Source organism: Weizmannia agrestimuris, from assembly GCF_943193165.1.
GTDB classification, from domain to species: domain Bacteria; phylum Bacillota; class Bacilli; order Bacillales; family Bacillaceae_C; genus Weizmannia; species Weizmannia faecalis.
In genome coordinates, this window is the sequence record NZ_CALPDC010000039.1 from 18,312 (window position 1) to 28,427 (window position 10,116).

Annotated in this window: 8 protein-coding genes; 1 reads left to right on the forward strand and 7 read right to left on the reverse strand. The window is 47.6% G+C overall.

What is annotated here, in order from left to right; all coding sequences use genetic code 11:
- Positions 1–419 precede the first annotated feature (419 nt).
- The 6 genes from fni to NFR98_RS12650 form a co-directional block, all read right to left on the reverse strand.
- The gene (gene fni / locus NFR98_RS12625) at positions 420–1,451 is read right to left on the reverse strand and encodes a type 2 isopentenyl-diphosphate Delta-isomerase (RefSeq protein WP_026104850.1); all 1,032 of its coding nucleotides are present in this window, start codon (positions 1,449–1,451) and stop codon (positions 420–422) included.
- Between the two features lie 93 nt (positions 1,452–1,544).
- Positions 1,545–2,213, reverse strand: a complete 669-nt coding sequence (locus NFR98_RS12630; protein ID WP_251460237.1) for an N-acetylmannosamine-6-phosphate 2-epimerase — start codon at positions 2,211–2,213, stop codon at positions 1,545–1,547.
- Between the two features lie 21 nt (positions 2,214–2,234).
- Positions 2,235–2,465 carry an excisionase family DNA-binding protein gene (locus tag NFR98_RS12635; protein ID WP_046720937.1) on the reverse strand — a complete coding sequence of 77 codons (231 nt, stop codon included), beginning with the start codon at positions 2,463–2,465 and terminating at the stop codon, positions 2,235–2,237.
- 223 nt (positions 2,466–2,688) lie between these two features.
- Positions 2,689–4,728, reverse strand: coding sequence for a Na+/H+ antiporter (locus NFR98_RS12640; protein WP_251460239.1), 2,040 nt, complete (start codon positions 4,726–4,728; stop codon positions 2,689–2,691).
- A gap of 364 nt (positions 4,729–5,092) precedes the next feature.
- On the reverse strand, positions 5,093–6,991 hold the full coding sequence (locus tag NFR98_RS12645) for a PTS fructose transporter subunit IIABC (RefSeq protein WP_251460241.1): 1,899 nt from the start codon (positions 6,989–6,991) through the stop codon (positions 5,093–5,095).
- 128 nt (positions 6,992–7,119) lie between these two features.
- Positions 7,120–7,878 carry a DeoR/GlpR family DNA-binding transcription regulator gene (locus NFR98_RS12650; RefSeq protein WP_017554287.1) on the reverse strand — a complete coding sequence of 253 codons (759 nt, stop codon included), beginning with the start codon at positions 7,876–7,878 and terminating at the stop codon, positions 7,120–7,122.
- Positions 7,879–8,141: 263 nt separating this feature from the next.
- Between NFR98_RS12650 and NFR98_RS12655 the strand changes: the two genes are divergently transcribed.
- On the forward strand, positions 8,142–9,245 hold the full coding sequence (locus NFR98_RS12655; protein WP_019722107.1) for a glycerol dehydrogenase: 1,104 nt from the start codon (positions 8,142–8,144) through the stop codon (positions 9,243–9,245).
- 47 nt (positions 9,246–9,292) lie between these two features.
- On the opposite strand, the gene NFR98_RS12660 is transcribed toward NFR98_RS12655, so the two are convergent.
- Entirely contained in the window at positions 9,293–9,826 is a 534-nt protein-coding gene (locus NFR98_RS12660) for a hemerythrin domain-containing protein (protein WP_013860413.1), read from the reverse strand.
- Positions 9,827–10,116 lie beyond the last annotated feature (290 nt).

Here is a 10,116-nt window from a genome sequence, read left to right on the forward strand (position 1 = left end):
TCACCGCGGTAAAATTTCCGGACCGTGTTTTTTATACTCATGTCTCCACAGGTCTAAAACATCTGGCGCTTTCAACTGGAAAAGACAGGTAAAATTTCTAATCAAATTATTTTGATGGCCATTTTACCCGGGTGAATTCTCGTCTCCAGCCGGCGCATACATTTGTCAAAATCGATTACAATTTCCAAACAAATATTTTTATGATTATTTCACCGCGGCCCCGGCTTAAATAACCGGCGTTTACATTTGGCGAAAACGGTTAAAATTTCTAAACAAATATTTTTCCGCCCGAAACTTCCGGGCCAGCCGGCTTCAAATTTCTAAGCAGCGGGGTTGTCTTGATAGATTTTTCTAGCCCATCTATTTGTTTCGTCAAGCTTATCAATCCAAACCGGCACGCGTCCAAACCAGGCCATTATTTACATTTTTTTCAAAAGCGGTGTTTGTTTCAAAGCGGACAAGTCTTTTGCCCCGATTCCGAACATTGCAATCTTCAGCTCAAGCTCTGTTTGTTCATAAGTAGAAAGCAGTGCATCCACTGAATGGACGGCATCATGCAACAGTTTTCTTCCGAATCCCGCCAAGTCGGCTCCGAGGGCGATGGCTTTGGCGGCATCCACCCCGTTTTTCAAGCCGCCGCTTGCGACCAAAGTGCCTTTTAGGCCAAGGTTGCGGGCCTGGGTAAGGCACTCTGCCGTCGGGTTTCCCCAGCCCGAAAATGCCTCTGCTGCCGCTTTTTTCAACGGATCGGACGTTAAATATTTTTCCACCTGACTCCACGATGTCCCGCCTGAGCCGGCAACATCAACAAAAGAAACGCCAACGGAATAAAGTTTTTCAGCGAGGCGGCCGTTGATGCCCCAGCCGACTTCTTTGGCGCCGACCGGGACTTCCAGGCGGCTGCAAATGTCTTCAATTTTCACAAGCAGATCTTTAAAATTCGTATTGCCGCCCTTTTGGAAGACTTCCTGCAAGGAGTTAAAATGCAGGATCAAGGCATCCGCCTCGGTCAGTTCCACAATCCGGCGGCACTCGTCAATCCCGTAGCCGTAATTCAGCTGGACGGCGCCAAGATTGGCCAAAACCGGAATATGCGGCGCAACATCCCGCACCTGAAAAGTATACGCCTGTTCCGGGCTTTCCAATGCAGCCCGTGTCGACCCTAACGCAAAGGCCCAGCCTCTTTTCTCTGCCGCCTGCGCCAGGTTCCGGTTAATGGTGCGGGCCTGGGCAGTGCCGCCGGTCATGGAACTGATCAAAAATGGGGCTTTCAACGGTTTGCCAAGAAAAGCCGTTTCCGTCGAGATTTCTTCAAAATCCAGTTCAGGCAGCGCCTGATGTTCAAAACGATATTTTTCAAAGCCGGTTGTTATATCTTTCCCGGCAACATTCTCCTCAAGCACAACACGGATATGTTCCGCTTTCCGCTTTGAGATAGATGAATCTTCCATTTTCACGTCACCTTTCGTATGGAAGCCATTCCTTCCTGTATCGGTTTGCAACCAGAAGCCGTTTCTGGCTTTACCCGGCATTTTCATCAAGCTCTATGCCCTCATCGCCTCTGCGAATTTTCTTGTAATCAGCTGCGGCCTTGTAATGGCTGAACCCACCACAACTGCAAACGCCCCGAATTCGAGCGCTTTTTTCGCTTCAGCCGGCGTATTGATATGCCCTTCTGCAAAAACGGGAATCGCCAAGGCTTCCACAAGCTTCTTGAGCAATGCAAAATCGGGCCCTTCCTGTTTCGGAGAATAGGAGGTGTAGCCGGAAAGCGTTATGGAGACACAATCCGCACCGAGCCTTGCTGCCTGTAATCCTTCTTCATACGTCGAAATGTCGGCCATCACCGGTAGGCCGGCTTCATGGATATATCCGATTAAACCGGAAAGCGTTTCGCCGCCCGGGCGTTTCCGGCCGGTTGCGTCAAGCGCGATCATATCCGGTTTTACGGCAAACAGCTCGTCAATTTCTTTTTTTGTTGGGGTAATATACACTTCTGAACCTTCGTAATCCCTTTTGACAATGCCAATGACAGGCAGCCCTGTTTCTGCTTTGATGGCCCGGATATCGTCAGCGCTGTTTGCCCGGATGCCGGCCGCTCCGCCTTCTTTTGCTGCGAGCGCCATTTTCGACATGATGAACGGGCTATGCAAAGGTTCATCCTCCAGCGCCTGGCATGACACAATCAGCTTTCCTTTTACCTTGTCAAACATTCCAAATCCTCCAATATCCGTTTAGTCCTCGTCTTTGATGTCCGGATCTTCCGGAAGCGGTTCATTCAGCCATTCTTCCACAAGCTGCCTGTATTTTTCGAGCTGTTGCAAATAAATATCAAACTGATTCCGGTTAATCAAATACTGCTCTCCATCATGCACGGCGCGTATGCGTCTTTGCAGGATCAGTTTCTCAATCACCGGTTCCGGCAAAGACAGATATTCCGCTGTTTCCTGAATGGTTAAATACATTGCAGGCACCCCGATTCATCTTTTTTTGGAATACGGAAAATACAACGAGGCTTTCAATCCCGGATCATATTCACTACACAAAATGAAGCCGGATTAACAATAGAAGGAGCCAGATTACGCCATTTTATATTAGCCCGTGTGCGGAAAAAGCGGCACAAAAGCCTGCCCTGATTAATTTGCGGATGCCGCATTCGTTCCGGCACGGCCTTCTAAGATTATTATATCATGCATGGAGTTGATGTTCTTCCATCCAATACACTTCCCGGATATTGATTTGCCTGCGGAGTTTGCGGGCAGTCTCCCTTGAAATTTCCCCCCGTTCAAACAGCGCCTGCACAGCGTTTCGCTCGGCCTGAAAAGCCTTTTCCTGCAGCTCCCTTTCCATCTGGGTATACTTCAGGGATGCCTCCATATTTTTCGGCTTGTTCAAAATCCGGATAAACTTCCGGTATTCACTGATGACAAGAAACGAAATTTCCCTGTTTTCCTCTGTCATTCCCGATTTAATGGCCCGGATCGCCGCTTCCGCCATTTCAATTTTAATTTGCCTGATTTTCGCATAACGGTTAATCCGCTGTTTGCGGCGTCTTTCCTTATTCGGGTAAAAGAGGAAAAGGAACCGGGTGGCGCCTTTCCGGAAAAGGGTCCATAAATTCAAAAACCTGAACTTCATTTTATCGGTAACGGCAATTTCCATCCGGTGAATATATTCAAGGAACAAAAAAGCCATCTCCTGGTCAATGCGTTTTGATTTCATCAAAGCATTAATATAATCCGTTTCCGCCTCCAGCGCCTTCATTCTTGTCTCCGTTTCAATCCGTTTGAATTCAAGTGAATCTATTTCACTTTTTTCCGCTTTTAATTGATGCAGCATATTTTGATAGTTGTCAATCACAGCCGCTGCCGCTTCCCGGTTCTCGTCATTCACTTCCTCGCGCACAGACTGGACTGCCGCTTCCTTGATAAAGATTGAAGCATTTTTTTCCGCTTTACGCTCTGAACGATCTGCCTCATTTCCTTCCTGCTTCGCCAAAAGAGGCAGGAACACACTTGCAATCACAAGCGTCAGCAGGATGACACCGGCCGCAATAAAAATCAGCAAAGAACGATCCGGAAAAGGAGCTCCGCTTGCAATGGTGTACGGAATAGAGAATGCGCCGGCCAGCGTAACCGCCCCCCGGACGCCGGATATCGTTGTAATCGCCGTATGCTTTAGGGAAGGCTTTGCAAGGCGCTGTTTTTTTGACTTCCATCCGGCCCACCACACGGCGTACACCCAGAGAAACCGGAGCAGTAAAAGGGCAGCCGTCACCACAACGATATACAAAATCACCGTGCCGTTATTAAAAACCGGGCTTGTCCAAATTTCGCCGAGTACTGCCGGCATTTGCTGGCCTAAAAGGACAAAGACAAGGCCGTTTAAAATATAGGCTAAAACTGTCCAAGTACTGCGCGAAACGATCTGATAGGAAAGATTTGGGGACTGTTCCCGTTCACGCTCAACGGCATGGACCATTCCGCCGGCGACAACCGCCAAAATGCCGGATAAATGAAAATGTTCCGCAGCAAGGTAAATGAAAAACGGAGTTAAAATTTGGATGAGCATATGGATCGTGACATCTTCCATCCCGAGGCGGCGAATCAGCACCCTGAAACGGATAATGAAAAATGCCAGCAATGCGCCGCCTAAAAAGCCGCCGATCGAGATGAGCAAAAAACTGGCGCCGGCTTCAGCAAGCGAAAACGACCCGGTGACCGCTGCCGCAATCGCAAATTTAAATGCAACAAGGCTGGATGCATCATTTAACAGCCCTTCTCCCTGCAGCAGGTTCATGATCACGCGCGAAATTTTTACCCGCTCGGAGATGGCGCTGACCGCTACAACATCGGTCGGGGATAGAATGGCGGCCAGGGCAAATGCGGCCGCAAGCGGGAGTGAGGGAATCATCAGATGGGTAATATACCCGACCGCAAACACCGTCACAAAAACAAGCCCGAGCGCAAGCAGCAAAATCGGATTTCGCAGTCTCCACATCGCTTCGCGGGATACATTTCTTCCATCATGAAACAACAGTGGCGCAATAAATAACACGAAAAACAATTCCGGTTGAAGCGGAACATGCGCCCCGACCGGCACGGCTGCGAACGCAAGCCCGAGTGCAATTTGAATAAGCGGCACCGGAATAAATGGGATAAAATGATTTAAAATGTCGGAGATGCCAACAAGTAAAAGTAAGATCAATAAAATCAGAAACATGTTCATATGGAATAATTTCCCCTTATTCTCTTTGTCTTATGTCTAATAAATCCACTAATACAACTATACCCAAATATCCGTAAAAAGCGTGTAAAAAAACGAGCTGTACCGAAATTTTTTGGCGAAGATGGCAATATCTTGATGATTTTATGTTAACGCGGACCGGCCGTTGCTTCAATCTTTTACCCTGCTGAAGCAGAAAATGGGCGAAACAATGGGTGAACCTGTTTTCGCAACGGAAGTCAGCACCAGTACAAGCGATTTGGCCGGACCTGTTAAAAAATGTCAGAAATTAAAAAAAGACCGGTCAGAAATACCGGTCTTTTTTCGCTTTCCAATTAACTTTATATCCAAAATATCTTTCACTGCATTAACCGTTTTTCTGTGCAACAGGCCGTTTCCACATCCCGAGAATCAGGCCGGAAACAATGGCACCAATAATAATGGAGACAAGGAACAAGATTGCATGGTTGGCAAGGAATACAACGAAAATCCCGCCGTGCGGAGCCGGTATGTTAATATGCCAGAATTGCGTCAGCCCGCCGGCTATCGCCGAACCAACAATGCTTGAACCAAGGACACGGAGCGGATCGGATGCCGCAAACGGGATCGCCCCTTCTGTAATAAAGGACAGCCCGAGCACATAGTTTGTAATGCCTGCTTCTTTTTCCTGATCCGTAAATTTATTTCTGAAGAACGTGGTGGCAAGCGCAATCGCAAGCGGTGGAACCATCCCACCGGCCATTACAGCAGCCATCATCAGGCCGTTCGTGTTGCCGCTCGAAGTAAATACCCCGATCGCAAACGTGTAAGCCGCTTTGTTGAACGGGCCGCCCATATCGATGGCCATCATGCCGCCCAGAACGATACCAAGCAGGACAGCATTGCCTGTGCCAAGGTTATTCAAACCACCGATTAAACCGGTGTTGATCCATTTGAAAATCGGGTCAAAAATATAGTACATCAATCCGCCGGTAAGCAAGAGGCCTAAAACCGGGAAAATCAAAATCGGTTTTAATCCATTCAGCGCCTGCGGCAGCCCTGCAAATACTTTTTTCAAAAAGACGATCATATATCCGGCAAGGAAACCGGCTGCAAGTCCGCCGAGGAAACCGGCATTCGAGCTGGACGCAAGATAGCCGCCGACCATACCAGGCATGAGTGCTGGGCGGTCGCCAATGCTCGATGCGATAAACCCGGCAAGAATCGCAATCAGGAAGTGGAATGCCCCTGTATCGCCGCCTGCAATCGCACTCAGCATTTTAAAAATCGTGTTGTGTTCACCGGCTGTTCTTTCAATCAGGAACGAAATCGCAAGCAAGATCCCGCCGCCGACAACGAATGGCAGCATGTGCGAAATCCCGTTCATCAAATCTTTGTAAATGGTTCCCCATACCGACTTTTTCTCCGCCGGCTCATCGTCATTAGTGCGCTCCGTGCTGTCTGCATGGTAAACAGGCGCATTTTGTGCCAGTATCCGGTTGATCAAGTCTTCCGGCTTGCGGATGGCATCGCTGACAGGCGTTTGCAGGACGTGTTTGCCGTCAAAGCGCGCCATTTCAACTTTCTTGTCGGCTGCGACAATGACCCCGACAGCGCGGTCAATTTCATCTTTCGTCAGTTCGTGTTTGACACCTTCCGAGCCGTTTGTTTCCACCCGGATCGGAATGCCCATTTCTTCCGCTTTTTTCTTCAAAGAATCTTCCGCCATATACGTATGGGCGATCCCGGTCGGACAGGCGGTAACAGCAACGATCAATTTGTCATCCGAACCGTTGCCGGCACCCGTTTCCGCTGCTTCTTTTCCTTCTTTTTCCGCTTGTTTTTCATCGAACAGCCTTGCCACTTCAGCCGGCGTTTCAGCCTGTTTCAATTGCTGTACAAAATCCTGGTCGATCAAAAGCCTCGACAATGCCGCCAATGTTTGCAAATGCGTATCCGCTGCGTCTTCAGGCGCTGCAATCATGAAGAATAAATAGGATGGCTGGCCGTCCAGCGCCTCGTAATCGACGCCTTTTTTGCTGCGCCCGAATACGACTGTCGCTTTATTGACCGCTTTTGTTTTTGCGTGCGGCATTGCGATTCCGTCGCCGATTCCTGTACTCGACTCCTGCTCGCGTTTTAAAATCATTTCTTTAAAAAGAACCGGGTCATTGATGCGGCCGCTTTTTGACAGGCTTGCAATCAATTCGTCAATCGCTTCTTCTTTTTTCGTCGCTTGCATATCCATAACCATGGTCTCCTGGACCAATAAATCGGTTATTTTCATTTTAGTTCACTCCTTTTTCCAGTACAGAAAACAATACCTCTTATCATGGCATCCAAACCGGGTGCTGAAGAGCCATTTGTTATTTTGTTTCAACTGCGGGCTTTTATCATGGCGAAGGAAAAACTTTTTTATGCTCCGCTTTGCTCACATATCACCTTCGTTTTGCTTAAAATGGAAGATTTTAAGGAATCCGGCAATTCATCCGTGATAATGGAAGCCTCCGAAATGTCAAACATCTTGCAAAAAGCCACTTCCTGAAATTTGCTGCTGTCTGCAAGCACATAACATTGTTCGGAAAGTTCTTTTGCCCGCCGCTTGATCAATGCTTCTTCCGGGTCCGGCGTGGTAAAGCCCATTTCAAGGTCTACGCCGTTTGCGCCGAGAAACGCTTTGTCAAACCGGAAACTGTTTAATGTCTGCATGGCGACACTGCCGATCACCGCCCTTGTCGTTCGTTTCATCATCCCGCCGAGAAGGTAAGATTTGATTTTTTTCTCGACAAGCGCCTCCACATGCGGGAGCCCGTTCGTGACAACGATTACATTATTCCCCTCTATATAAGGGATCATTTCAAGCGTTGTCGTTCCGGCGTCCAAATAAATGCAGTCATTGTCACTGATCATTTTTGCTGCCAATTGGGCGATGATTCTTTTCTGTTGAACGTTTTTGAGCGTTTTCGTATCCATATCCGGTTCTTCGCTTCTGCGTTGCAAAAGCGATGCGCCGCCATGGATGCGCCTGAGCAGATTCATCGCTTCCAGGTCCTGAAGATCGCGCCTGACCGTTGATTCTGAAGCATTAAGCAGGTTAACCAGCTCCTGCACTTTTACGATATGGTTTTCTTGCAAATGTTGCAAAATGATTTGATAGCGTTCTTCTGCTAACATCTTCATTCCTCCGTCTGATGTTATTTTATCACATACTTAATCATAATCAACCGTTTTCAATCAAAAAATATCATTTTTCTTCAAAACAAATCATATTTCTGTCACATTTTGTCGGGACAGCCCCATTTTACTTATTATCCCCCGAAAATTGAACGTTTTTGAAAAAGTATGGATGATGCGATGAAAAGGTTTTCTTTTTTGCAAAAATAAGTTATGATGGAGTTGTGTTTGTTATACTTTTCACAAAAAGAGGAGGCATTTTTATGACGAAAATCATTACCTCTCCAAGCAAGTTTATACAGGGCCCCGATGAATTGTCCAGGCTTTCGGCGTATACGGAAAGGCTTGGCAAAAAAGCGTTTATTATTGCGGATGAATTTGTCACCGGCCTTGTCGGCAAAACGGTTGAAGAAAGCTATGCCGGCAAAGAAACGGGGTATCAAATGGCATTATTCGGCGGCGAGTGTTCTAAACCAGAAATCGAACGGCTTTGTGATGCCTGCAAATCCCAGAAAGCTGATGTCATGGTCGGAATCGGCGGTGGAAAAACATTGGATACCGCAAAAGCAGTCGGGTATTACAACAACATCCCGGTGATTGTCGCGCCGACCATCGCTTCCACCGATGCCCCGACAAGCGCCCTGTCTGTCATCTACAAAGAGAACGGCGAGTTTGAAGAATACTTGATGCTGCCGCTGAACCCGACGTTTGTCATCATGGATACGAAAGTGATTGCCTCTGCCCCTGCCCGCCTGCTCGTTTCCGGCATGGGGGATGCGCTTGCAACGTATTTTGAAGCGCGTGCCACTAAGCGGGCAAATAAAACGACGATGGCCGGCGGACATGTTACGGAAGCGGCGATTACGCTTGCAAAACTTTGTTATGACACGCAAATTTTGGAAGGGTTAAAAGCGAAACTGGCAGCAGAAAAACATCTTGTTACGGAAGCAGTGGAAAAAATCATTGAAGCGAATACGTATTTGAGTGGGATCGGCTTTGAAAGCGGCGGCCTTGCTGCGGCACATGCGATCCATAACGGGCTTACCGTGCTTGAAGAAACCCATAGCATGTACCACGGCGAAAAAGTGGCATTCGGTACCCTCGCCCAGCTGATTTTAGAAGATGCGCCGAAAGCGGAAATTGAAGAGGTGGTCTCCTTCTGCCTGAGTGTCGGACTTCCCGTCACGCTCGGGGATTTGGGCGTGAAAGAACTCAATGAGGAAAAGCTCCGGAAAGTGGCTGAACTTTCCTGCGCGGAAGGCGAGACGATTTATAACATGCCGTTTGAAGTCACCCCTGACCTTGTGTATGCAGCAATCGTCACTGCTGATTCCGTAGGGCGGTATTATAAGGAAAAATGGGCATGATGGCAAAAAGGCTGCTCCCGGTTCCGGGACAGCCCTTTTTTGGAATTTCACTGTAATCCAGTTGTACAGATTTTTTCTTCCAGCTCGTCTTTTTCAGCTGCTGATAACAGGTTTTCAGCCATTGGAAACAGGACGTTTTCTTCTTTGAAAAAATGGCTTGTGAGCAGCTCATACATTTGAACGATATAGGAAGCAAGCATTTCGGCCTGGCCTTCATCCATGATTTTTGTGCCATTCAAGAAAATCTCAATATATTTTTCTGCTTCATCATGCTCGTATTCCATCACGGCGATCGGCCCGTTTTCGCGTCCAATGTAGCGGGCCATCATGGTAAACAGCACATTTTCTTCCCGTTCGGCATGATGTTTCAGCTGTGCGGAAAAGGATTCAGTCCCTTTCCGCAGCGCGCCAAGGGCTTCTCGTTTATTTTCGAGTTCACCGTTTATCATCTGCTCTGCCGTTTCATACAATGCGCGTTTTAATTCATTCAAGTGCCCATGCTCATTTTTCAACTGGTTGAGGCCTGCGCACAATGCAACATCAGCCCCGCCGCTAATCATGGCACAATGTGGCATTTCCATGTTAATTCCCTCTTTCTTTGCCATTTCCTTTATTTTAAACAAGATGGCGTAAAAATGGCGTGATGCAGATCATAGTTTGCAAATTTGTCTTATTTGGCAGAATCCGTTCAGGGCGGCCCAAATAGAGAGAATTGAATTATCTACCATATGAAAGTACACTCAATATAGAGAAGAAAAAATGGGATAAGGCCGAATACTGTTGTGAACTACCCACCACTTATCAACCTTACGGTTTGATTGAAGTGGGGGCTTCTCGACTTATCGTTGCTTTTACTAGCCAACGAAAACTG